Raw genomic sequence first — 23,630 nt, forward strand, 5'->3', positions numbered from 1 at the left:
TCCTGTTGAGAAGTTTCCTTTAAAATAGAATATATCTTAATATTTTAAAGCCCACAGCCTAGCAGGGATCGTCTACAATAATAAACTTGCCAGACCATTTTTGCGGGGGGCAGATGTGATTCTAAATTTCTCGTTAAAATTAATGTTTGCCAAAGGGAAACTTTGCTGTAGCTTTTCCCTTTATAAGCGATATCGTGCCATGAGTACAGCCCCGGTGGACGTGCTATGGTGTAAGTTAATTAATGTGGCTGATGTTTCTTGGCATCCTCTGTTCTCCAAAACGAATGTTCCCCTAGGACTCATTGCTAAACCAGGTTTAATTTATAAAGCGGTTACCCGTTTAACTCCCATTCCTGTTCGTTTATTCGTGGAAAACGTCCGTCCTGGGGAGTTATTGAGTTTAAGAGTCTTAACCCTTCCAGGGATGGAACAAAAAATTACCTATCAAGTAGAATCAACCCTTTGCGGTACTTATATTTCCTATTCTGTGACTCTCAAAGGATGGTTATCTCCTTTAATTTGGTGGTTAATTAAGCCCTATTCTGCCCGTGTTGCCACAGAGTTAGCTCAAGCAGCCGAACAATTATTGGCTTAGTTATTCTCTTCCTTATCTTGTAGTCTTTGTTTAAGGCGATTTAGATGGGTGCTACTGTTGGCAGGAATTCTAGGAGAAGGTAATTCATTATTTGGCCAATCTGATAAGTCAAAACAAGTACACGCAGGAGAGGCTACCCCCCCAACTGTCATGGGTATAGGTAAGTCACAGCGAGGACAACTCATAATTTCCCAAGCTGGACTTAATAACTGCTGTATGGTTTGGTCTGTGCCTTCTAAATAGCAATCAGCATCAGTATGCAGAATTTTTTGCCAACATTGTTCAAATTCCGTTGAATAATTATGTCCACTAAAAATGACTTGAGGACGAATTTTCTCTTGTCGTTTAGGAAAAATGACGTATTTACCTAACTGAAACCAATGGGCAAGATATTGTTTAACTTGTTCAGTTGAAGCCGTACTCATATATTTCACCGATATCGTCTAACTAATCTCATGGTAACGTTTTCTTTGTTTATTTCTATGGAATGAAAACGATAGATTATCGAATCAAACTTTTGGTAGTTGCGTTTTCTTCCAGTTCGGTAATTGTGTTAGACTTAACGGCCCGAAACATTCCAAAACGACACAACCCTGTCCCGAAACCAATCCGCATTAGTAACAGTGTGGGAACTTCTCTGAGGGATTTAATAATACCAGAAACACCATATTTAACCATTCCTTGCGGCCGAATCACCCCTTGCCAAATGGAGTCTAACCAGGAAGGGAGGGTTTCTTGTGTCCAATCTGCTGTTATTACTTCCCCTTCAACTAATCCAGTGGCTTCAATTTGTTCAGAAAACCCTTCTATACTAGAAAAGGCAGGATGAGACCATTGATCTAACAGTTGACGCATTAAGGGTTTTTCCCAGAAATTGAGGGGTTTTTGGCGATCGTCCCGTTGATTCCAGTCAGCAACCACTAAGATTCCCCCAGGTTTCAAGACTCGCATCATTTCTTCGGCATATTTAGCTTTATCTTCCATGTGGGGACCGGCTTCAATGGACCACACCACATCAAAGCTATTATCAGGGAAAGAGAGGGCCAGCGCATCATCTACCTTAAAATCAGCCGTAACCCCTTCTGGCGTTAATTCTTGGGCGCGTTTAACCTGTTGGGGACTGATGGTAACGCCGGTAACAGCAAAGCCGTAATCTTTGGCTAAAATGCGACTGCTTCCCCCAATACCGCAACCTACATCTAAAACGGTGGTTCCTTGAGGTAATTTATCTAAACCACCCCATTTGACCATTCCGTGAACAAAATCTTCTTTTGCTTGTAAGAAATCCTTATTATGAGGTGGGGAACCATAATGACCTAAGTGTATATGTTCGCCCCAATAAAATTCTAAAATACCATCTTCTGTCCATTCGTCGTAGGAATTGGCAACGGTTTCTGAAGATTCGTAGTTGCGAGGGGTGATTAAATAGATAATGACACTTAATATTAATAGGGTGACAATGGCAATTATAAAAACAGAAAGATTCATGTAAATAAAGTGATAATTAAATATTTAGAGACATTTTAGAAGTTAACACAATTACCAACTTTTTGACAACTGACAAGTTTTTATTTCGTATAAAAAACTGAGATAAACTATTCATAATATAAACAAGCTACTCTTTTTTTACTTAATAAAGATTAGGATATTTTAAACTAGATTATTATTAGTTTACTTGAGCAAATCTTGCTTATCCTCAACAGTGATTTAGCCCTAGTAAAAGGATTTAATAACACCATTTATGTTTTCATTAGAATAATAATAATGATAATTAATCTCATTATTGGAGAAATGATTTGCTTTGTAAACTTTTATAATTTTATTTTGCTAAAGGCAACGAATAATTAGGATTAAATAAATCAAAATAGTGCCAAAGTATTTCTTTTCTAGGATCGTATCTAAGATAACTACCTGTTTTATGTTCGTTCTTGCTTGAACTAAGTATTTTAGGTGCATTCAGGCTGATAGCATACCATTTACCTTGAACTCTAAAAAGTTTAAGTTTTCCTCCAGAAATTTCATATCATGCTGTTGCTGAAGTAGATATTGTTGGTGAATTTACCCAAATAGCTGTCCCTGGATAAGCTACTCCACATGGATTCACATAGATTTCTTCACACTCTGAATAGTCATGTTTCAGTAAAAAAGAGATTTCATTAAATGTTTCATAACTGAGAACATAGTTCTTTTCATCTGGTATTTGAAGTAATATTGCACCTTCTCCGTATAAATTCAAATTCCCCCAAACTCTAGCTCGAAGTGTTTTGCTGTGTCCTAATCCACCAAAAGTTTCTGGATAAATATCTACCATTGCTCCTGGAGTACCATAAGCATTTCTAACGTTAGCAATTCGACTACCTTCCAAATAGTAATGCATTAGAGCAAGAATATTATCATTTTTCGTTGGATAAGAATTAGCAAGTGTAGGAGATGTATATTTAGAGTAGTAGCCATATTTTGTGACAAGTGAAACTTCTCTGTAGATTATTTCTATAAAATCGGATGGTAAATTAATTGCTTTTTTATCAATAGAATTTTGTCTATGAACTGGTATTGATACTGTCTTTTGCTCTTGCCAATTTTTATTTAGTGAATTTAAAAAATCTTTTGGAAAAGACCAATAAAAAATATTATTTTGACGATCAACAACGACTAAAAATGTTGGATTTGGATTAATGAGCCAATAGTTTAAAGTTTCTACTTTAATTGGTAAAGACATTATATAGCATTTCCCTGACTCATGAGGTACATTATAGATTGTAATATCTATTACTGATGTACTAAAAAATGAAGCCTTATTCTATAGACTTTAGAGAAAAAATCATAGAAGTGTGGAAAAAAGAAAACCTCTCTATCAGGAATCTAGCTAAGCGTTTTGGAGTAGCGAAAAGCTTTATTCAAAAATTGCTTAAACAATATCAACAAACTGGAGATATTAGACCTTTACCGCAAGGAGGAAGCCCATCTCCTAAGCTTAATAGTGAGCAATTGGTTATTTTAGTGGAAATCATGGAAAAAAATAATGATGCAACTCTCGAAGAATTATGTGAGTTACTCTATAAAGAAACAGGAGTGCAAGTCAAAAAAACCACAATGGGAAGAATCAGCCAAAGATTGAATTATAGTGTCAAAAAAAACTTTATATGCACCTGAAAAAGACAATGAAAAAGTCCATCAAAAAAGAGTGAAGTTTTGGGAAACCATTCGAGATGTAAAGACAAATAATTTAATTTTTATAGACGAATCAGGAGTGAATTTAGCAATGCTGAGACTATACGCTAGGTCGCTAAAAGGCACGAGAGCTAGGGGAGAAAAACCCCAGAAGCGAGGCAAAAATATTTCTATTATTAGTGCATTATCCTTAGATAAAGTTCTGGCAACAAAGAATATTTACGGGTCAGTAGACGGAATTACATTTGAAGCTTTTATCCTCACAGAATTAGTACCAAAGCTATGGAAAGATGCTTGTGTTGTTATGGATAATGCTAGAATTCATCTGGGAGAAATGGTCAAAGAATCTATTGAAAAAGTCGGGGCTAATGTAATTTACCTACCTCCTTATTCTCCTGAATTTTCTCCGATTGAAAATTTCTGGTCAAAAGTCAAAGCTATTTTGAGAAAAATCAAAGCAAGAAACTATAAAGACCTAATAGAAGGTATTACATCAGCTATGTTACAAGTTACCAAACAAGATATTCGTAACTGGTTTACTCATTGCTGCTACTGTACCTCATGACTATGGGAATTGCTATATCATTATTTAATACTACCTGATTTTTGCCTTTACATTGTACATTAAATAATTTTCCAGTAGGAGATTCTTGGTTCATAATTTCACAAGTAAAATCAATACCAAAATCTCTTTCTTGAGGAACAGGAATAACATTACAAAATTCACTAAAAACTGCATTAAATAATTCAGCAGCACTTACGCCTATTTTTTGGGATTTAGTACGTTTTGGCAATCTGGACATAACATATAAGTTGTTTCATTCTATAGTTCTATAGTTTTAATTATAACAATTTTCATCCTAATAATTATTCAAGAATTCTCTTAATTGATTTTTTGTCAAATACTAACCATATTATATCTGAATCTATTTTAAAAGGAAGAAAAAACACAATTAAAGAAATTAGCGATCGCCTAAAATTTATAAGCAGTTCAAAAACTGAGTCTTGCGATAGGTTGAGGAATTAATCTAAATTTTCTGTAATAATCGTTTCTAACTCTTCTAATGCTTGAAAACTGCCAACTTGCCACGATCGCTCAACAGCATCTGGTATTATTTGGGTTAAGTTAATATTAGGAAAAGTAGGACTTATTTCTGACTGGATATATTGGCCATTTTCTAGAAGATAAATCTTTAACTTGCCACTATCATAAACCCATAATTCAGGTACTTGAATAGCTTGATACGCTTCAAGGTTAGTTTTAGACGTAACATCACATTCAATCGCTAAGTCAGGGGGTGGATCGCCAGATTGTAAACGACGGCGACTAATCATTTGTTGATAATTTTTGATATAAAAACAAGCATCTGGTTCAACTCCTGCTATTCCTTCTTTTTTAAACGTTGTTGAACCAAAAGGTTCATATTTTTTTTTGCTTATTTTTAACAAGATTTTGACAATATCTGAAATTAGTTCCTTTGGTCTTTCATGTTCGGGAAGGGGAACCATGACTTCTAAAATACCCTGACTATAGCTTAATCTGGCACTACGATTTTCTCCTAATTCCTGTAAAATGGTTTCAAAGTCTTGCCAGCTTATATTAGTAATAGTAACTTGACTACCTGGTTCTAGGCTAATTTGATTAATTGGTGTTACAAAAGGAATAGTAGCACTCATAAATTTAAAAGCAAGATCAAGCTAATTTCTTTTCCTCAATCATAATCAATATTAGTTAAAGGTTCTCCCAGTAAACTTAAATTGAGAACATGACCCCCTGTAACTAAATAAGTGGTATTTGCGATCGCCCCTAACTGACGGATTAAATGTCCCAGGCGATCGCGGAATAGTCTCCCCAAAGGATAGGCAGGAACGACTCCCCACCCTGTTTCCTCGGCCACAAAAATAAGATCCACCGATGCTTGTTGTGTACTTTTTAACAAGCGCGTGGTTATCCCTTGCCAAGTTTCATTATCTTGTTCTAACCCATTGGCTACCCAAGTCCCCAAAGAATCAATTAACAGACAATGAGGGGGTTTTGCTTGTTCAATGGTTGCACAGAGATCATAGGAAACGGATAGAGTTTGCCAGTGAGAGGGACGACGACGGCGATGTTGTTCGATACGCTGTTGCCATTCAGCATCATCGGGGTTTTCTAACGCGGTGGCCACGTAGATAACTGGTTGCTCAAGTTTCTCGGCTAACCTTTCAGCCCACTCGCTTTTTCCCGAACGACTCGGCCCCGTCACTAGAATATGTTGAGGCATTAACTATCCATTACCGCGACGTTGATGATCTTGGATAAAGGACTCAACTAAACTGACATCTTCTTTTGAACCAATAACTAAAGGACTTCTGGCATGAAGTTTATCAGGAACTACATCTAAGATGGGTTTCAGTCCGTTACTGGCTTTGCCTCCTGCTTGTTCGACTAAAAAGGCTAAAGGCGCACTTTCGTACAATAAGCGTAATTTTCCTTCGGGTTTCTTAACGGTTCCAGGGTATAAAAATACGCCTCCTTGCATCAAAATACGGTGAATATCTCCGACTAATGCACCGCTATAACGAGCAGTATAACCCTCATGACGATGAACATAACGGGTATAGTCTCTAATGGCATCATCCCACTGCCAGAAGTTTCCTTCATTGGTACTATACACGGGTCCGTGATCAGGAATTTGTATATTTTCTTGTGCTAGGATAAACTCCCCTAAACTGGGGTCAAGCAAGAAAGAATGGACTCCATGACCGATGGAATAAACTAACATGGTAGACGGTCCATACACAATATATCCGGCTGCTAATTGTTCGTGTCCATCTTTTAAGAGATCATTACCTTCTCCGTCGAGATCATCCTCTTTTTGTTGACGAATAGCAAAGATTGATCCCACGTTTAAATTAATATCAACATTAGATGAGCCATCAATGGGATCGTATAACAAAGTATACCGACCAATAGGACAATTTTCAGGAATATAATAGGGTTTGTCCATCTCTTCTGAGGCTAAACGACACACTAAGCCACTTTGTTTAAAAACAGAGATAAACACATCATTTGCATAGACATCCATCTTTTTGACGGACTCACCTTGTACATTGGTTTCTCCAGTAAATCCTAAAACGTCGGCCATTAAACCAGCGCGACTGAGACGACGAGCAACCAGTTTTCCTGCTAAGGCAATGCGGTTCATAATCGCACTGAGATCCTGTGCTTCAGGGGAAAAACTTTGAAGTTGTTGTAAAACGTGACGAGAAAGAGTAGTACAGTCACGCTCAAGGCTATGTTCTGGGACGACAGGGTTTTGTAAACTGGTCATAATAAAATTCAAAAGTTTTGCAGTGTAAATAACCTACATTGATTTACAGGTTAGCGGATTTACTGAGGCTATTACCAATTTTAATCAAGAATAGTTATATTCTCTGATAACTTTAGATGAATTTCAGGTTAGGTTAATATTTAGCTCTTATCTATGATGCTCAATTAGTCTAAATTATAATTATTCAAAACTACTTTAAGTTACTAACAGAAAATAAGAAAATTAAAGATTTTTTTAAAAATATGGGCTTAAATTGATTGTTAGGTTTTAATTTTTTGTAACAAGTATGAATAAAAAAAATACTATTATTTTAACAGGTGTGACTGCTATTAGTGTGGGAATCTTATTACCTGTAGAAGCTGCTGAATTTCGCAGTATGGATGGCACTGGTAATAATGTTAATAATCCTACCTTGGGGTCAGTGGGTAGTAATTTAATTCGTCTTTCTGGGGTTGCCTATGATGATGGTTTTGCTATCCCCAGAGGTAAATTGAATCCCGGTGTTTTACCAAGTCCTCGCGCCATTAGCAACGCTATTTCTGCTCAATCTTTTTCTATTCCTAACTCATCAAAAGTAACAGATTGGGTGTGGCAATGGGGCCAATTTCTTGACCATGATCTCGATTTAAGTCCTATTGGTAGTAGTGAACCCTTTAATATAGCTGTCCCCAGAGGAGATCCCTATTTTGATCCTGTTAAGACTGGAACTGAAGAAATTGGCTTAAATCGCTCAGAATTTAATACCGATAGTTTCGGTGTGCGTCAACAATTCAACGAGATTACTGCTTATATTGATGCTTCTAATATTTATGGTTCAGATAATAATCGCATTAATGTTCTACGGACGAATGATGGCACCGGAAAACTAATTGCTGATACAGCAAACAATGGGAAAAATTGTTGATGTTAAATACAGTGGGTTTAGCTAATGATACGGGAGGTGATCCCAATACTACAAACTATTTTCTATCAGGGGATATCCGTGCTAATGAACAAATAGGACTAACGGCTACCCATTCTCTATTTATGCGAGAACATAATCGTATTGCTGATGATCTTAAAACCCGTCTGGATAGTGGAGAAACTGCTTTAGTTAATAAATTTCAGGAGTTCGGTCTGAGTGAAGATGACTTTATCTTTGAGTCGGCTCGTAAAGTTGTAGGCGCACAGATGCAAATTATCACCTATAATGAATGGTTACCGGTTATCCTGGGGGAAAATGCCTTAGAGGACTATAAAGGTTACGATGATCAGACCGATGCAAGCATTGCTACAGAGTTCTCGACTGCTGCTTTTCGTTTTGGTCATACCATGTTATCCCCTAATCTTCTGAGGGTTGATAATAATGGCAATATTGTTGACTCTTTATCGTTGCGAGATAGTTTCTTTAATCCTAATGAAGTGCTAGAAGGTGGTATTGATACTCTATTAATGGGTTTAGCGTCTCAACAAGCTCAAAAATTGGATACCTTTTTAGTTGATGATGTGCGTAACTTCTTATTTGGACCTCCTGGAAGCGGAGGATTTGATCTCGCTTCTTTAAATTTACAACGAGGCCGAGATCATGGCATTCCTGATGTCAATACAGTTCGTTTAGCCTTGGGATTAATCCCTTATACGACCTTTTTACAACTGACTGGAGGCGATATGGATTTAGCCAATGCCTTTGCTAGTGTTTATAATAATGTTGATGAGGTGGATTTGTGGATTGCTGGTTTAGCAGAAAAAAAGGTGAATGGGGGTTTATTAGGAGAAACCTTTAGTTATATTTTGATCGACCAATTTACTCGCAGTCGGGATGGCGATCGCTTTTTCTATCTTAACGACCTCGATCATCTCAATATCTTAGATCCGACCCTCGAAACCGTCACTCTCTCTAGTATTATTCGTCGCAATAGTAACATCGAAAATATTCAAGATAATGCGTTTTTGGCGACTTCAGTTCCCGAACCCAATACTACAGTAGGAATATTGATGTTGATGTTGTTAAGTTTAATCGGAGGTCGTTTTCGTTCTAACAACTAATTATTCAGTTTTGTTAGTTTCTTTAGAATCAACCATTTGCTCTTTTGTCTTTTCTTGAGGACGCTGTAGAGAAATGTCTTTAAGTTGTTCTTTATATTGAACCGGTGCTTTAAGAATCGCTTCTTTAAATAAAGTTTGAGCTTCGTTTTCTTCCCCTTGTTCTCTGAGTAACATCCCTTTGGCTAATAGGGGACGAAAATCGTCTTTATCTCCTTTAATAGCTTGATCGTATATAACTAAGGCATCATCATAACGTTCCTGTTCACTGTAAATTTCTCCTAATAGTAATTGTAGAGAAGTTAGATTAAAAACGCTCTCAGAAGCTGACTCATTAGACTGTTCTTTAATGGCTTCATTTAAGGTATTTTGAACTAAATTAATGGCTGCTTGAGAACGGTTTTGGTTCATATACAAATCCACCATTCCTTTTAAAGCACGCATATCTCCGGGATTGGCTGCTATAATTTCTTGATAAGTATTAAGGGCAGCCTCATAATTGTTTAGTTGTTGTTGAGATTGAGCAAGTAAAATTCCATAATCGGGTTGTTCAGGGTTAAGTTGAGCGAGTCGTTCGAGTGGTGTGATCGCTGCTTCTAAGTCTCCTTGTCTTAGTCTAGTTTCTAAGAGTCCTAACAAGGCGTTTTCATTGTCTGGTTCTCGTTCTAAGACCAATTGATACCCTAAAGCTTCATTTTTAAGTCTAGTGCTTTTAGTGGTGACTAAGGAAGATTGATCAGCTTGTTGCGCTTGAACCATACTGCTGACAATCGGTAAAATTGAAAAGGAAATTAAGGCTAAGAGCATTAATACTAAGGTGGCATAAATCCAGCGACGTTTCTTTGTTTTAGCGTTTTTCATAAAAAATTAATTGACCAAGTTCAACAGTAACATTCTTATTTTAAAATGGTTAGGTCAACTTATTAAATCGTATCGACCCCTAATATATTACTCTTATGGGGTTGTATCGCCTATTTGAAAGATGGAACCTTTAATCTTGCCCCTATTTTGCTATAAATAAATTACTCTTATGACTATTATGACTTTCAATTTAACGGTCAATATTGTAGCTAGTTATTAGAGTTAATGGATTACTTGACAGGAAACTCAATAATTAATCAAGCTTGACTTGAATTTCCTGATGTTTAGCAATCCATAATCTGGTTTTCTACCTATTACTTATTTAAGCAGGAACGGGTTCTCCAGGACGCAATTTCATCCATTTTCCGCTTTCTTCTAAAAAGCTTTCACAACCCACGACATCCCACTCCATTTCGATGTAATCTTCTTTAGGACGAATGTTAACATTAATGGTAGGTTCTTTTGGGTCAAATGTTGGATTATCAGTTAAATGAGGTTGTTGATGTTGTTCTTCTACTGCGTAATAGGTTTGACAACTATCAACGTAATGACAGTTAACACAAATACACATAGATTTCTCCTTTGTCCGTGTTACTTATTAATCTAACGTAAGATATGAAAATTTGACTAATTTTTAAGAGTTTATTTTTTTAGTTTATATGAAGCTGTCCAGATCATTGCTTAATTTATCTCCCAACATTTTACCCTTTGACTTAGAATTGCTTCCTCCTACTGCTTATTTGGTGGGTGGGATGGTTCGAGATGCGTTGCTTAATTATCAGCGAGATTATTTTGATTTAGATTTTGTTTTACCTGACTTTGCTATAGAAATAGCAAAAAAAATTGCTAATCAATATAATGCCGGTTTCGTGGTTCTCGATGCAGAAAGGAACATTGCTAGAGTCGTATTCAAACAGGGGACAGTTGATTTTGCTCAACAAGAAGGAGATAGCATTGAAAAAGATTTAAGGCGACGGGATTTTACTATTAATGCGATCGCTTACAATTTTCAGCAACAAAAATTCATTGATCCTTTAAATGGTTTGCAAGATTTGCAAACAAAAACCATTAAAATGATTAGTGTTAAAAATTTAGAAGATGATCCTTTACGATTATTAAGAGCTTATCGTCAAGCTGCTCAATTAAAGTTTCAAATTGAGCCAAAAACACGGGAAACTATTGCCCAATTATCTTTTTTAATTCCTCAAGTTGCTGCTGAACGAGTACAAACTGAATTAAATTATTTATTAGGTAATGTTGAGGGGAGTCAATGGTTAAGTAAAATGAAAAAAGATGGATTATTAAGCCCTTGGTTTTCTCACATCGATAATTATAATTTGCAGTTACTGGAAGCAATTGATAGGAGTATTAAATTATTATTGCATAAGTACAAACAAGATAAATCCAAGATTGATCATTTATTTGCAATTCAAGAAAATGAAGAAGTTTATAGTAGTTATATTGTTCAAAAATCACGATTAACTTGTTTGGTTTCTAATAATCCTGAAATAGCTAAGAGAGAGTTAAGCAATTTAAAATATTCTAATCAAGATATTAAAACAGTTTTAAATGTTCTCAATCATTTACCTTGGTTAAAAAATAAGCAACAAGTATCTTTAAGAGACTTATATTTTTTATTTTTAGAACTAGGGGATAATTTCCCTATTTTTGCTCTAGTTGCTTTAGCTAAAAATGCAGATCATAAATTAATTTTGCAACTAATCGACCATTATCTTGATTCTGACGATAAAGTGGCTCATCCGACTTCTTTAATTACAGGTCATGATTTAATTAATCATCTTAATATTAAACCTAGTCCTCAACTCGGTCAACTTTTAACCGAAGTTTTAATTGCTCAAGTTGAAGGTAAAATATCGACTAAACAAGAAGCTTTAAAATTTGCTAAAGATTATGTAACAAACTTGAATTCTATCTGAAAAAAATCCCCAACTTGAAAAATTGGGGATGCGTAAGACGATAGGTTATAAAGTTGTTATGTACTATTCTTTACTCAGAAAGGTCAACAACTCTGTTAGGATTAGTAGGATATATTAAGCAGCCCACTCAGTATGGAAAGATTCGCCTTTAGGCTTATCAACCCGTTCGTAGGTATGCGCTCCGAAGTAGTCCCGTTGTGCTTGGGTTAAGTTTTGGGGTAAATCAGCGCGACGATAGCTATCAAAATAGTCCAATGAAGAACTAAAAGCAGGAACAGCAATACCGACTTTATTAGCCAATATAAGCACTTCGCGCCATGCCTCTTGACGATCTAAGATAGTTTGCTTAAACTCAGGAGCCAAGAGTAGGTTAGGTAAATTAGGATTATCTACAAATGCCTTCTTAATTTTATCTAAGAAGCCAGCACGAATAATACAACCACCTTTCCAAATCCGAGCAGACTCAGGTAAGCTGACTTGGTTGTTGTAATACTCGGCAGATGCTTTAGCAATTAAAGCCATTCCTTGAGCATAGGAACACATCTTAGAACAGTACAGTGCATCTCTTACCTTATTAATAAAGGCTTTTTTGTCTCCATCAAACTTGATTTCCGGACCAGTTAACTGTTGAGAGGCGGCCTTCCTTTCTTCTTTGTAGGAAGACATGACCCGTGCATTCACTGCTGCGTACATGGTGGGAATGGGAACCCCTAATTCTAAGGAACTTACCACAGTCCAGCGACCGGTACCTTTTTGACCAGCAGAGTCTAAAATGAGGTCAACGAGATGCTTGTTGCTATCAGGGTCGATATACTTGAAGATATCGGCGGTAATTTCAATTAAGAAAGAATTAAGTTCATCGGTGGTATTCCACTCTTTGAATACCTCGTGTAATTCTTGGTTACTGAGGCCCAGGGCATTTTTCATGATGTCGTAGGCTTCTGCAATTAACTGCATATCGCCGTACTCAATGCCATTGTGAACCATTTTGACATAGTGGCCAGCACCACCGGGTCCCACAAAAGTAACACAAGGGCCGTCATCTACCTGTGCAGCAATTTTAGTTAAAATGGGTTCTAATTCTTCGTAGGCTGCTTTGGTACCGCCAGGCATTAAGCTAGGACCGTTTAAAGCACCTTCTTCACCGCCACTTACACCCATACCAACGAAACCTAGACCGGTTGATTCTAAGTCTTTGGTCCGTCTTTCTGTATCTTCGTAAAGGGAGTTACCACCATCGATGATCATATCTCCTTCTTCGAGAAGGGGTTTTAAATCTTCGATAACATAATCAACAGGCGCACCTGCTTTTACCATTACTAAGATTTTACGAGGACGTTCTAAGATTTGTACAAATTCTTCTAATGAATAGGCCGCCTTGACATCTTTGCCTTGGGCCCGAGTTTTCATGAATTCTTCTGTTTTACTTGCCGTACGGTTATAAACAGCAATAGGGAAACCGCGACTTTCGACATTGAGGGCGAGATTTTCTCCCATCACCGCCAAGCCGATGACACCAAAGGTTCGCTTTGTCATATAATTCCTACCAACTCTACGGGTTGTGTGATCAAGAGAACTTTGATCTTGTTTGACTGTTGAAGTGTCTAGGGAACACCACTGATCAGTGTAACCTCGTTTTTTTGTTGGCCTGGGTTCTCTACAGAGAATCTTAAGTAATGATCTTGAAAGTGCGATCGTTTATACAAAGTGTTTCATTTAAGCTGCATACAGGAGTTTAGGACTTTCGCATTGACAGAAAATGAATATCATGCTGTCAAAGAATGCGAGACAGAAAGCTTTTCTAGAATAAACTCCCTTAATCTTCCAATACTACTCGGTTAAGCTCAAAACCCTAGCTGAGACTGCAAGGGAGCGGGGAGCAGGGGGCGGGGGAGAAACCTAAAAATCCCTCTCCTCAGCGAAGGTCTCCCTGCTCCTCTACTTGCCTTAAAGAAAAGTCAAAATCCTTAACCGAGCAGTATTGCTTAATCTTCTCCCTACGCCCCTGCAATCTTAACTAACAATTCAAATGATCAACAGCTTAAGACTGTCAGCCAATACCTTAACATTAGGTTCGAGCATCATAGTAATATGATCCCCTGGCACAGATGTTATATCCACTGAAATTTTGGTCAATTGATCCCAACCAAAAGACATATTCTTTTGAATTTGATGACGAATCATATCATTAACTCCGTTAGCTGTTTCCCAAAGACGAACATCACTACTACGGAAAACATGAATAGGGGTAGAATATTGTTTTTGAGGTTTATAATTAGCCATTGCATAAACACTCGCTTTGAGAACCTTAACAAACCCTCGAACCTGTTTAGTTGCAGCAGCAGAGGGGTTAACATGAAGCTTTTTAACCAAACGTTCTGTTACATACTCTAATTGTTCATCAGGTAAGAAACCTTTAAGATCATGGTAAGAAATATTGAGATTTTCCTTTAAAAAGAATTCAAATAACTTAACCACTTCACTCATATATTTCGTTTCATCCCAACCCGCTACAATGAGATGATTAAATAAGGGTGCAGGAATATCAAAAATAGCCAATAAACCCACGTCATCCCCTTGTTGTTGTAACTGTTGAGAAATCTCAAACGCCACTTGACCCCCAAAAGAATGACCCCCTAAGAAATAAGGTCCGACGGGTTGAATCGTTTTTAAGGCATCAATGTAATAAGCAGCAATTTCGCCTACATTGGTTAAGGGTGTGGCCTGATCGTCCATTCCTCGCGCTTGTAGTCCATAAAACGGTTGATCTTCTCCCAAATGATGGGCTAAAGCATGGAGATAAAATGCCGTTCCTACGCCTCCAGGAACACAGAAAAAAGGTGGTTTTGTCCCTTGAGACTGAATGGTAATGACAGGAGAAGCAAAACCCGTCTCCAGGGTTTCATCTTCTACTAAACCCAAGTTATACCCTTCTGAAGTAAATACTTCGGTGGCCAGATAGTTCGCTAATGCGCCTAGGGTAGGATATTCAAAGATTAACGTTGCTTGAAAAGACGCACCTAAACTCTCTTGTAAAAGATCACTTAATTGTACCACTGTCAAAGAATCAAGTCCCATGCTAGTTAAGGGGTTTTCCCAGTTGATATCTGCAACATCAACTTTGAGAACATGGGCAATTAAATTTTGAAGATAAGCTTGTAATAATTCTTGTCTCTTTTCAGGGGGAGTTGTTAATAGGGTGTTTCTATCTAAAGAGATTTGTTTTTTTCTGACCTTGATATCTTCTTGAAGACTACGGGCGATCGCCTCTAAAGTGTCCTCTAAAAATCCAAGTTTACAAGCATGACGTTGAATCTTATTACTAGAGGTTTTGGGGATGGTTCCTGGTTTCAACAAAACGATCGCATACACTTGTAACTGATGTTGTTGGGAAACCCCTTGACGGATAGCATTAAACACTTGTTCTTGATTTAATGATTCTAAGACTGCTTCATGAACTTCTTGTACAATGACTAATTTTTCTTCACTGTCTAACTCTACAGAAAAAGCAGCCCCACAACTTGGACGTAACCCCTTATGACTTCTTTCGGCAGTTAATTCAATATCCTGGGGATAATGGTTAGTCCCGCGAATAATAATTAAATCTTTGAGACGGCCAGTAACAAATAACTCATTTTCCCAAAGAAAGCCTAAGTCTCCTGTGCGTAAAAAAGGCCCTTCCTGTGTATCCTTTAAATACCCTTGAAACGCTTCTTCTGTTGCTTCTGGACGGTTCCAATACCCTTGGGCAACACTAGGGCTAGAAACCCAAATTTCCCCAATTTCGTTAGGATGACACTGGGTTAGAGTATCGGGGTTAACAATAATAATTTTTTGTTCGCTTCCAATATCACCACATCCCACCAGTGTCTGACTGTTTTCATCATCAGCGACAACCACACGATTTTGTTGTAACTCACTTCTATCCATATTGAGAATAAGAAAAGATTTGTTTTTCTTCCCTAAACTAATACCCACTACACTCTCGGCCATCCCATAACCTGCACTTAAAGCTTCCCAACGAAACCCGCATGGTGCAAAGGTTTTAGCAAATCTTTCCAAGGTTTCGGCCCTGATGGGTTCGGCCCCACTCACGGCAAGCTCCCAACAACTGAGATCCAGGGTTTCTCTTTCTTCTGGGGTGGTGTAAAAAGTGGTTAAGTCATAGGCAAAATTAGGGGCTAAACTTTGAGTGGCTTGATACTTAGAAATAGCGGTTAACCAACGAGAAGGTTTTTGTAGAAAATCTAGGGGTGACATCAAGATCACAGGATGATCACTATAAAGGGGTTGTAAAACCCCCACCACTAACCCCGTATTATGACCAAAAGGCAACCAGCTAACTGTCTTGGTTTGAGGAGTAATCTCTGCATATTTATAACCCATTTCTAAGTTGTGCAGTAGGTTTTGATGAGTAATGATCACCCCTTTAGGTTTTCCAGTTGAACCAGAAGTATATTGTAAAAAAGCAATGGTATCACCATCAATGTTAGGATTTTTCCAGTTTCTGTCTTCTGTTTGAATAATTTGATTACTATCGAGTATTTTTAACTCAGCTAATATAGAACTGGTGGTAAAACGACCTTGTAAATAAGGGACTAAAGGACCAATAGTAAGAATAAATTTAGCTTGTGCATCTGTTGCGATCGCTTCTAACCTTGAGAGGGACTGATCCGGACGAGGGGGATAAGCAGGAATAGCGATCGTCCCTGCATATAAACAGCCATAAAATCCGGCCATAAAATCCAGTCCCGGAGGATACAACAGTAATACCCGTTCTCCTGCTGCATTGAGGGACTGAAGATGACTTGCGATCGCTGTTGCTTGTTGTTCTAAAGTTGCATAAGTAAGACTTCCTGCTTCGGTTTCTCCTTCATGAAGAAAGGTATAAGTTTGATTATTAGGTTGGGCTAAACTTCTGTGTTGTAGTAAATCAACTAAGGTATTGAATGGCATAGTTAAAAGTTTAAAAATTTAGCTATATTATAGTTTTGTTGCTCTCATTTACAGTACAGTATCATTAACAATCTTGTCAGCCAATTTTTCTCTGTTTTGCAACCATTAAAAAACCCGCCGTAGCGGGTAATCAAAACGTAAACTAACTCAAAACTTTTAACGAACCGTTCCTTCTAAATGATCAACCCGAATGGGTTTAATTAAATACAGTTTCAAGAACTGAACTCCATTAGAAACAAACGCAGGTAATTTTCTCAAGAACTTAATCGGGGCTGGACTATTAGAAGCGTCAATTTCCCGTAACTTTTCGTTGTTCTTGATACAAACTTCTAAACTGCCATAAAACTCAGGATTTTCCACATCTAAAACGATAGGAAAAACTCGTCCTGCTGTTTCGTTGGTCTTCTCAATAACATATTTATCATATTCCCGTGCATCAAGTCCAATGGACGCATAAAAATCAGACCGTTGAATATCATTGAGATACATGGTAGCGAACACCGACAACAGGAAGAAACGACACCATAAACGAGCTTTCCAGTCATTTAAAATGTTCGGGGTTGCTTTCATAATGGCATCGAAAAAGTCCCCGTGACGGTTTTCATCTTGACACCAGTTTTCAAAGAAGTTGAAAATAGGATAAATTCTGTCTTCGGGATGTTGTTCTAAGTGACGGTAAATAGTGATATAACGCCAATAACCAATTTTTTCGGATAAATAGGTGGCATAGAAAATAAACTTAGGTTGAAAGAAGGTATAACTCCGACTCTTCGTTAAGAACCCTAAGTCCAAAGACATATTAAAATCAGATAAGGCTTTATTGAGGAAACCTGCATGACGCGCTTCATCACGGGACATGAGGGTAAAACATTCAGCCAACACAGGACTTTTATCCTTTAACCGTCTACCTAATTCTTTGTAAAGAAGAAACCCTGAAAATTCCGCCGTACAGGAACGTTCTAAAAATTCAACAAACAAGCGACGGGTGTCCCCATCAATATGATCCCAGGTTTGGGCGAATTCTTCACGACGGATAAAATGATGACGATTATAATCAGTACGAAATTCTTCGAGAATGGCTTGTAATTCCTCTTCGTTGACTGAAATATCCATTTTGGCCATCGCTTCAAAGTCAGTGGTGTAAAAGCGAGGGGTAAGGATAGTTTCTTTCGCCGGAACTTTAATCCCTGGACGGAGTTCCTCAAATTCAGGTTTTTGAAGGGTATTGACCATAACTTGTTTAAAAAGATTTTTTTTGAATCGATCAAGGACTCGTTCTACTTTGTTTGTAACAAAAATGTTACGTTTTTTAGCAGGAATTTACGAGGCTTGGATCACAGTCTACCAGCCTTGAAGCCATTCGTAACCCCTCTTTTTATTAAGAGTTACAACACATTATCAATTTATGTTAAAAAGCTTGCTTTTTTTACACTCAATGATGTATAAAAAGCTGAAACAAGTTGAATCTCGGTGTCAAAGGGTTTAAGGTGTACAAGATGTCAGTAAAACCTAAGTTTCAGTGTGAACCTGTTCCGTGTTCTCTTAAAACCAAAATTTCCGATAGTTCTCTCCAAATCGTCAGTGGATTAAAAGGCTTCATCAAAACCCCTGCTATCCCAATTTCCCTATAATATTGCTCATCCCTAGGTAAAGCTCTAGCCGTTAATAACACGATCGGTATTTTTTGGGTTGGAGGGTCAGCTTGTAAAATTTCAACAACTTGGAATCCATCCATATCAGGCATGGAGACATCGAGAAGAATAACATCTAACTCCTCAGTTGTCGCTTTTTCTAGACATTCTAAACCTGATGAGGCTCTAAAAACTTGCCATTGAGCGAATTTTTGAAAAGCAATTTCAGCAATATCAAGGATATCTTGATCATCATCAACTAAAAGAATTCGTTTGCTCATTTGATTGATTTGTAATCACATAATTACAACGACATTCATCTAGTAGGGAACAGACAGAGATGATTAACTATGTCAATCTAATTATTAGAGTTAATTCTGACTTTGTACAATGTAACAATTAAATTTTTTTGTGTCAATTAAGTATCATAAACATTCAATGAAAATATATTCATACATAGAGGTAAAGTAAAGTAAAAGGTACTTCCTTCCCCTAAAATACTGTCAACCCAAATACGTCCATTGTGTTGTTGAATAATACTTTGACAAATAGCTAACCCTAACCCAGTACCCGCTTTCTGACGAGCATCTGAGGCATCAACCTGTTGAAATCGTCCGAAGATCGTTGTTAATTTGTTAGTAGGAATTCCTCTTCCTTGATCTTTGACGGAAAAGAGAACAAAAGAAGTTGCTCTATCAGTAGAATCTGGATCATCAAATAATTGAGCCGTGAGCCAAACTGTTGTTCCTTCAGGAGCAAACTTAATGGCATTACTAAGAAGATTGGTTAAAATTTGAATAATTGCATCATAAGAAGCCCAAACGTGAGCAGATATAGAAGTTAATTCAATATTAATAGAGGCTTCCATGGCCATCGCACTGACAGTCTCAACTGCATCAGTCAATAAATGATCGACTTCACAAGCTTCTTTAATCAGTTGAACCTTCCCTGATTCTAACCGTTCGAGATTGAGGATATCATTTACTAATCGGATCAAGCGATCGCAGTTTCTCAGAACAATTTGCAACATATGTTCAACGGTTTCTGGTTCTTCTCGTAAAACACCAGAGTCCAAAAGACCTAATGCTCCTCGCATGGAAGTTAAGGGAGTTCGTAGTTCATGACTGACAACAGAGATAAATTCCGTTTTGAGGCGATCCAACTCACGACGTTCGGTAATATCCTGAACTTGGGTGACAAAATACAGAGGATGCTGATCTTGATCCTTAATGGAAGAAATGGTCACAGAACACCAAATTATAGAACCTGATGCTACAATATAGCGTTTTTCCATTTGATACGTTTTGATTTGACCACTGGAAAGTTGCTGAAGACCTTTGTTACTCATGGTCAGGTCGTCAGGGTGAGTAATTTCTTGAAAGTTTTTAAGGAGAAGCTCTTGTTCACTGTATCCAAGCATTCCACAGAAAGCCTGATTGACTTTCAAAAATTCTCCCTCTAAAGAGATTAAGACCATACCAATGCCAGCGTTTTCAAAAGCACTGCGAAATCGCTCTTCACTCTCCTCTAATGCAAGCTCTATTCGTTTGCGATCGCTAATATCAATCATTATGCCACTCCAACGCCTGCCTCCGTCAGCTTGAGGTTTAGAACTAGGCTGAGAGGTTTTTTTAATCCATTTTATTTGACCTGAAGGCAAAATAATGCGAATTTCGGTTGAAAAACATTCGTTATTGTCCAGAGAATATTCTTTACTTTGTAAAATAATCGGCAGGTCTTGGGGATGCACCATGCCCCAAAAAACGCTAAAATCTCGTTTCAAGATGTCAGGCTCTGTTTCTAAGAGTTCCCGACACCTAGGACTTATATAAGCAAAACGCTCTGAGCCATCAGGATAAATAACATAATCATAAATAACACCAGGAACAGTAACCACTAAATTTTGATAGCGAGCTTCACTGCGTAGTAACGCTGCTTCAGCTTCTTTGCGATCGCTAATATCTCGACAAATACACAACTGAACGATTTCATTTCCCCATCTAACCGGGGTAGCACTAATTTCGACATCATAAATTGAACCATCTTTACGGCGATGACGGGTTTCAAAAATATCTTTACATAAGTCACTTTCTGCAATTTTCTGCTCAATTTCTTCTGGCGTATAATTGGCTTCCCAATCTCTTAAATGTAATTTGGCAGTTTCTTCGGGTGTATAACCTAGCATTCGGGAAAAACTAGCATTGCTTCTGATCACATACCCTTGGTGATCAATTACCACAATGCCATCGATTGAGGAGTCAAATAAAGTATTACTGCGACTGACTTCTTCAGCTAATAAGGCTTCTGCTTCTTTTAGTTCTTGAATATCTCGACCAACGGACTGATACTCAATAAAGTTACCTTGTTCGTCGAACAGCATACGATTAATCCATTGAGTCCAACGAATTTCACCATTGACAACAATGCGATTTTCAATGAGAGTAATGGGATTTTCTTTGCTCAGGCTGTTAACTTGTTCCCTTACCTGTTCTTGGTCGGGTTCATAAATCACAGGTTGATAGTTTTTACCGATGATATCTGAAGCATTGATACTAAAATAACGGCAGTAAGCCTCATTGACAAAAAGAGTGGTTCCATCAGGCAGAAAACGGGAAATAAATTCCGTCTGATCTTGTACAATTCCGCGATAACGAGCTTCACTTTTCTGTAACTTAATTTGTGCTTGTTTTCGTTCTGTAATGTCTGTGACTCTCACTAAATGAATGATTTGATTATTGACGATAATTAGCTTGGCCGTTAAATTTCCCCAAAATTCATGACCTTTAAAGGTTATATATTCAATTTCTTTCTCCCAAAACCCTTTTACTTCTATTTGAGTAATAATTTCTTCAACTTCTTCATCCGTAAATAGTTGTTTTTGTAAGGTATGCCATTCAATATCAATTAAGTCATCTTTACAGACAACTTCAAACAATTCAACCAGTCGATGGTTACAGTCAATAATTAGGGAAGATTGAGGATCAACCAAAAAGATGGCATCGGAAGAATTTTCAAAAATAGATTCACGGAGGTCTTTTTGTTGTTGTAATTCTGATTCAATTTGTTTGCGATCGCTGATATCAATGCTAACCCCAGTGACGATCCAAGCATCAATGGTCGGATCTCGATAGGAAGTATAAGTGGTAGCAATCCAGCGAATTGAGTCATTTTTATGACGAAAGCGATACTCAACAGTAATGGTGTCTTCTGTCTTAAAACGCTCGAATAGGGGCAAAATAATGGTTTCGTGGTCTTCGGGAACGATTCTTGATGCCCATAGCCCTTGATCAGCCATAATTTCTTGAGGGGTATAGCCAAATAGAATCAGACTGCCGATGGACTGATAGTTATATTCCCAGGTTTGATCATCAAACAGCCGAAAGCTAAAAATAGAGGCAAAAGTATTATCAAGAATCTGATTCAGTTTTTTTCTGGAGTCTTTGAGAGCTAATTCTAGTTGCTTGCTTTCGGTGATGTCTCTAAAGGTGACAATGATATACTCTTGTTGCTCGATGCAATGGTTTTCAGCAGATAATAATACAGTTTTGACTTCTCCTGATTTGACTCTGAAGGCGATCTCTTGACTATAGGTAAAGCCAATTTTTTGGAGTAATTCTTGAAAATTGCGATGTTGTTGAACATTAGGGAACAAATTTAATTCTAAAGGGGTATGACCCGTTAATTCGTCATAGGAATAACCAGAAAACTCGATGAAGCGATCATTAACTTCAAGGATACGTCCATTTTCACAATAGTTAATCATGATGGGATCAGGACTCATGCGAAAGATGGTGGTAAATTTTTTTTGTGATGCTTTTAGAGCGGTTTCGGTACGACGCAAGGACTGTTGTAATTGACTCGCTGTTTGGTTGAAAGCGTTGGTTAAAGATAAAAGTTCAGCAATATTAGTCTGAGGAGATAAACTGTCTTGCCAAGTTCCTGTTAATAATGCTTCATTAGCTTGGTTTAAGCGACGAATGGGTTGGATAATCCAGTAAGCCGTTAACATTCCCATTAATGTCGTACTCACAAGGGTGATTCCACATAAAATCAGGGTAGAACCGACATTGGCATTGATTTGGTGCATAAACTTTGATGTCGGAATAACCGTAATAATCAACCAATCTAGTCCAAAGGGATTTTGGTAAGGGCTAATGTTGATATAGTAATGTTCCTGGTTAACCATCAATTCAATAGTTTGGTCACTCTGAATTGCCTTCAAATCGCCCCATTGTTGTTGGATTTTTTGAGCGATCGCACGGGTTAAGGGATTTTCGCTATTAACTGCCTCTAGTCTGATTAATGCTGTCCCCTCACCGTTTTTGACAAAGGGTTTTTCCTGAGTCGAGCTAGCGACTAAATCTCCTGTGGGTTCTATAATAAAAATTTGTTCTGATGAAGCAATACTAAGGGAACGCAGAAAAAGATTAATGTCTGAGAGTAGAATATCGGAATGCAAAACCCCTTTTAATTCTCCTTGCAGATAAACTGGCCTGACGGCAGACATGAGAGCGACGGGAATACTAATGTCGCTAAAAATAGGAGTCCATTGCGGTTGATCTTGACGAATCGCTGCTTGATACCATTCGGTCTTAGTGACATCAAAATTGAGTGTGGTATGAATAACCTGTTTACGGTTGCCTTGATCGTCAACACGATAAAAACGACGGACTCTAGGAGCGTTCCCTCTTGCTTCCCAAATCGTCAAAGATCCTGGATCAGTAATGATGCCTAAATGATCTCGGCCAACTCCGATCACTTCTCCTTGAGTATTGCCAAAACTGAGAAGAGTAATGGATTCAAATTGTTCAATTTCTCGGAAAAAATCGGCTTCTAGAGCATCAAAATCATTCCAGTTTGTTTCTCCTGCTTCTAATGCCTTCTTATTTTTTTCGATGAGCATTTGAGGGGTTTCTAGATAATTATCGAGGCGATCGTTGACTCTACCTGAAATTTCATCTAGTAAATGGTTGGCTAAATGTTCAACCGATTTTTGTCCGCTACGGTAAGATAAATATCCTACCAAGGCCACCGCAGCTAAAAGTTGCAAGACAAGGGGAAAAATTAAGACCCATTTTAAAGGTATTTTATATGAACGGATATTAATCGAAGGCATGGTTTAAACCCAGAAGTCTCCACCTCA

General features: G+C 37.7%; 19 protein-coding genes. 5 read left to right on the forward strand and 14 right to left on the reverse strand.

The genetic code is table 11. The features are described from left to right. The first annotated feature begins 115 nt into the window (after positions 1-115). Positions 116-595 carry a hypothetical protein gene (locus tag CY0110_RS03235; RefSeq protein ID WP_035798384.1) on the forward strand — a complete coding sequence of 160 codons (480 nt, stop codon included), beginning with the start codon at positions 116-118 and terminating at the stop codon, positions 593-595. On the opposite strand, the gene CY0110_RS03240 is transcribed toward CY0110_RS03235, so the two are convergent. From CY0110_RS03240 to CY0110_RS03250, 3 genes are all read right to left on the reverse strand, one after another. After that, positions 592-1,020, reverse strand: coding sequence for a hypothetical protein (locus CY0110_RS03240; RefSeq protein WP_008273847.1), 429 nt, complete (start codon positions 1,018-1,020; stop codon positions 592-594). The two genes, CY0110_RS03235 and CY0110_RS03240, sit on opposite strands and share 4 nt — an antisense overlap. A 76-nt stretch (positions 1,021-1,096) precedes the next feature. Then, positions 1,097-2,083 (reverse strand): methyltransferase domain-containing protein, encoded by a 987-nt coding sequence (locus tag CY0110_RS03245; RefSeq protein ID WP_008273848.1) that lies wholly within the window; start codon positions 2,081-2,083, stop codon positions 1,097-1,099. 535 nt (positions 2,084-2,618) lie between these two features. After that, positions 2,619-3,314, reverse strand: coding sequence for a DUF4365 domain-containing protein (locus CY0110_RS03250; RefSeq protein ID WP_008273849.1), 696 nt, complete (start codon positions 3,312-3,314; stop codon positions 2,619-2,621). Positions 3,315-3,382: 68 nt separating this feature from the next. Between CY0110_RS03250 and CY0110_RS29170 the strand changes: the two genes are divergently transcribed. After that, a protein-coding gene (locus tag CY0110_RS29170; RefSeq protein ID WP_085961785.1) for an IS630 family transposase occupies positions 3,383-4,331 on the forward strand; the annotation gives its coding sequence in 2 pieces (ribosomal slippage) (positions 3,383-3,723 and positions 3,722-4,331; 951 coding nt in all). Here CY0110_RS29170 and CY0110_RS03265 read toward each other — a convergent pair. The 4 genes from CY0110_RS03265 to fbp form a co-directional block, all read right to left on the reverse strand. Continuing rightward, complete coding sequence (locus tag CY0110_RS03265; RefSeq protein ID WP_008273851.1) at positions 4,303-4,569, reverse strand: DUF4365 domain-containing protein; 267 nt, start codon at positions 4,567-4,569, stop codon at positions 4,303-4,305. The genes CY0110_RS29170 and CY0110_RS03265 overlap by 29 nt on opposite strands. A gap of 220 nt (positions 4,570-4,789) precedes the next feature. After that, positions 4,790-5,443: a Uma2 family endonuclease gene (locus CY0110_RS03270; protein ID WP_008273852.1), complete on the reverse strand. Its 654-nt coding sequence runs from the start codon at positions 5,441-5,443 to the stop codon at positions 4,790-4,792. 35 nt (positions 5,444-5,478) lie between these two features. Further along, positions 5,479-6,030: a bifunctional adenosylcobinamide kinase/adenosylcobinamide-phosphate guanylyltransferase gene (gene cobU, locus CY0110_RS03275; RefSeq protein ID WP_008273853.1), complete on the reverse strand. Its 552-nt coding sequence runs from the start codon at positions 6,028-6,030 to the stop codon at positions 5,479-5,481. A gap of 3 nt (positions 6,031-6,033) precedes the next feature. Beyond that, a complete protein-coding gene (gene fbp / locus CY0110_RS03280; protein ID WP_008273854.1) occupies positions 6,034-7,080 on the reverse strand; it encodes a class 1 fructose-bisphosphatase in 1,047 nt (348 codons plus the stop codon). A gap of 286 nt (positions 7,081-7,366) precedes the next feature. Here fbp and CY0110_RS31320 point away from each other — a divergent pair, with 286 nt between their 5' ends. Both CY0110_RS31320 and CY0110_RS03285 read left to right on the forward strand, forming a co-directional pair. Next, positions 7,367-7,984 carry a peroxidase family protein gene (locus CY0110_RS31320; protein ID WP_008273855.1) on the forward strand — a complete coding sequence of 206 codons (618 nt, stop codon included), beginning with the start codon at positions 7,367-7,369 and terminating at the stop codon, positions 7,982-7,984. After that, positions 7,984-9,105 carry a peroxidase family protein gene (locus tag CY0110_RS03285; protein ID WP_008273856.1) on the forward strand — a complete coding sequence of 374 codons (1,122 nt, stop codon included), beginning with the start codon at positions 7,984-7,986 and terminating at the stop codon, positions 9,103-9,105. The genes CY0110_RS31320 and CY0110_RS03285 overlap by 1 nt, the downstream gene beginning before the upstream one ends. Here the strand turns inward: CY0110_RS03285 and CY0110_RS03290 are convergent, their stop codons facing one another. Beyond that, positions 9,106-9,963, reverse strand: a complete 858-nt coding sequence (locus CY0110_RS03290; protein ID WP_008273857.1) for a tetratricopeptide repeat protein — start codon at positions 9,961-9,963, stop codon at positions 9,106-9,108. A 322-nt stretch (positions 9,964-10,285) separates the two neighbouring features. Then, a complete protein-coding gene (locus CY0110_RS03295) occupies positions 10,286-10,534 on the reverse strand; it encodes a Ycf34 family protein (RefSeq protein WP_008273858.1) in 249 nt (82 codons plus the stop codon). 88 nt (positions 10,535-10,622) lie between these two features. Here CY0110_RS03295 and CY0110_RS03300 point away from each other — a divergent pair, with 88 nt between their 5' ends. Beyond that, positions 10,623-11,900, forward strand: coding sequence for a CCA tRNA nucleotidyltransferase (locus tag CY0110_RS03300; protein WP_035798331.1), 1,278 nt, complete (start codon positions 10,623-10,625; stop codon positions 11,898-11,900). A gap of 114 nt (positions 11,901-12,014) precedes the next feature. On the opposite strand, the gene gnd is transcribed toward CY0110_RS03300, so the two are convergent. From gnd to CY0110_RS03325, 5 genes are all read right to left on the reverse strand, one after another. Then, positions 12,015-13,436 carry a decarboxylating NADP(+)-dependent phosphogluconate dehydrogenase gene (gene gnd, locus CY0110_RS03305; RefSeq protein ID WP_008273861.1) on the reverse strand — a complete coding sequence of 474 codons (1,422 nt, stop codon included), beginning with the start codon at positions 13,434-13,436 and terminating at the stop codon, positions 12,015-12,017. A 489-nt stretch (positions 13,437-13,925) separates the two neighbouring features. Then, positions 13,926-16,856 (reverse strand): AMP-binding protein, encoded by a 2,931-nt coding sequence (locus tag CY0110_RS03310; RefSeq protein WP_008273862.1) that lies wholly within the window; start codon positions 16,854-16,856, stop codon positions 13,926-13,928. Positions 16,857-17,012: 156 nt separating this feature from the next. Beyond that, positions 17,013-18,089 carry a magnesium-protoporphyrin IX monomethyl ester (oxidative) cyclase gene (gene acsF / locus CY0110_RS03315; protein ID WP_008273863.1) on the reverse strand — a complete coding sequence of 359 codons (1,077 nt, stop codon included), beginning with the start codon at positions 18,087-18,089 and terminating at the stop codon, positions 17,013-17,015. 283 nt (positions 18,090-18,372) lie between these two features. Further along, positions 18,373-18,768, reverse strand: coding sequence for a response regulator (locus CY0110_RS03320; RefSeq protein ID WP_008273864.1), 396 nt, complete (start codon positions 18,766-18,768; stop codon positions 18,373-18,375). A 137-nt stretch (positions 18,769-18,905) separates the two neighbouring features. Further along, positions 18,906-23,603: a PAS domain S-box protein gene (locus CY0110_RS03325; RefSeq protein WP_008273865.1), complete on the reverse strand. Its 4,698-nt coding sequence runs from the start codon at positions 23,601-23,603 to the stop codon at positions 18,906-18,908. Between the last annotated feature and the right edge of the window lie 27 nt (positions 23,604-23,630).

This window comes from Crocosphaera chwakensis CCY0110, from assembly GCF_000169335.1.
Classification (GTDB): domain Bacteria; phylum Cyanobacteriota; class Cyanobacteriia; order Cyanobacteriales; family Microcystaceae; genus Crocosphaera; species Crocosphaera chwakensis.

What these genes read in the sequence shown, in the direction of transcription:
- CY0110_RS03240 (WP_008273847.1), bottom strand. Translation starts at nt 1,020, where the DNA reads ATGAGTACGGCTTCAACTGAACAAGTTAAACAATATCTTGCCCATTGG.
- CY0110_RS03245 (WP_008273848.1), bottom strand. Translation starts at nt 2,083, where the DNA reads ATGAATCTTTCTGTTTTTATAATTGCCATTGTCACCCTATTAATATTA.
- CY0110_RS03250 (WP_008273849.1), bottom strand. Translation starts at nt 3,314, where the DNA reads ATGTCTTTACCAATTAAAGTAGAAACTTTAAACTATTGGCTCATTAAT.
- CY0110_RS03265 (WP_008273851.1), bottom strand. Translation starts at nt 4,569, where the DNA reads ATGTCCAGATTGCCAAAACGTACTAAATCCCAAAAAATAGGCGTAAGT.
- CY0110_RS03270 (WP_008273852.1), bottom strand. Translation starts at nt 5,443, where the DNA reads ATGAGTGCTACTATTCCTTTTGTAACACCAATTAATCAAATTAGCCTA.
- cobU (WP_008273853.1), bottom strand. Translation starts at nt 6,030, where the DNA reads ATGCCTCAACATATTCTAGTGACGGGGCCGAGTCGTTCGGGAAAAAGC.
- fbp (WP_008273854.1), bottom strand. Translation starts at nt 7,080, where the DNA reads ATGACCAGTTTACAAAACCCTGTCGTCCCAGAACATAGCCTTGAGCGT.
- CY0110_RS31320 (WP_008273855.1), top strand. Translation starts at nt 7,367, where the DNA reads ATGAATAAAAAAAATACTATTATTTTAACAGGTGTGACTGCTATTAGT.
- CY0110_RS03285 (WP_008273856.1), top strand. Translation starts at nt 7,984, where the DNA reads ATGTTAAATACAGTGGGTTTAGCTAATGATACGGGAGGTGATCCCAAT.
- CY0110_RS03290 (WP_008273857.1), bottom strand. Translation starts at nt 9,963, where the DNA reads ATGAAAAACGCTAAAACAAAGAAACGTCGCTGGATTTATGCCACCTTA.
- CY0110_RS03295 (WP_008273858.1), bottom strand. Translation starts at nt 10,534, where the DNA reads ATGTGTATTTGTGTTAACTGTCATTACGTTGATAGTTGTCAAACCTAT.
- CY0110_RS03300 (WP_035798331.1), top strand. Translation starts at nt 10,623, where the DNA reads ATGAAGCTGTCCAGATCATTGCTTAATTTATCTCCCAACATTTTACCC.
- gnd (WP_008273861.1), bottom strand. Translation starts at nt 13,436, where the DNA reads ATGACAAAGCGAACCTTTGGTGTCATCGGCTTGGCGGTGATGGGAGAA.
- CY0110_RS03310 (WP_008273862.1), bottom strand. Translation starts at nt 16,856, where the DNA reads ATGCCATTCAATACCTTAGTTGATTTACTACAACACAGAAGTTTAGCC.
- acsF (WP_008273863.1), bottom strand. Translation starts at nt 18,089, where the DNA reads ATGGTCAATACCCTTCAAAAACCTGAATTTGAGGAACTCCGTCCAGGG.
- CY0110_RS03320 (WP_008273864.1), bottom strand. Translation starts at nt 18,768, where the DNA reads ATGAGCAAACGAATTCTTTTAGTTGATGATGATCAAGATATCCTTGAT.
- CY0110_RS03325 (WP_008273865.1), bottom strand. Translation starts at nt 23,603, where the DNA reads ATGCCTTCGATTAATATCCGTTCATATAAAATACCTTTAAAATGGGTC.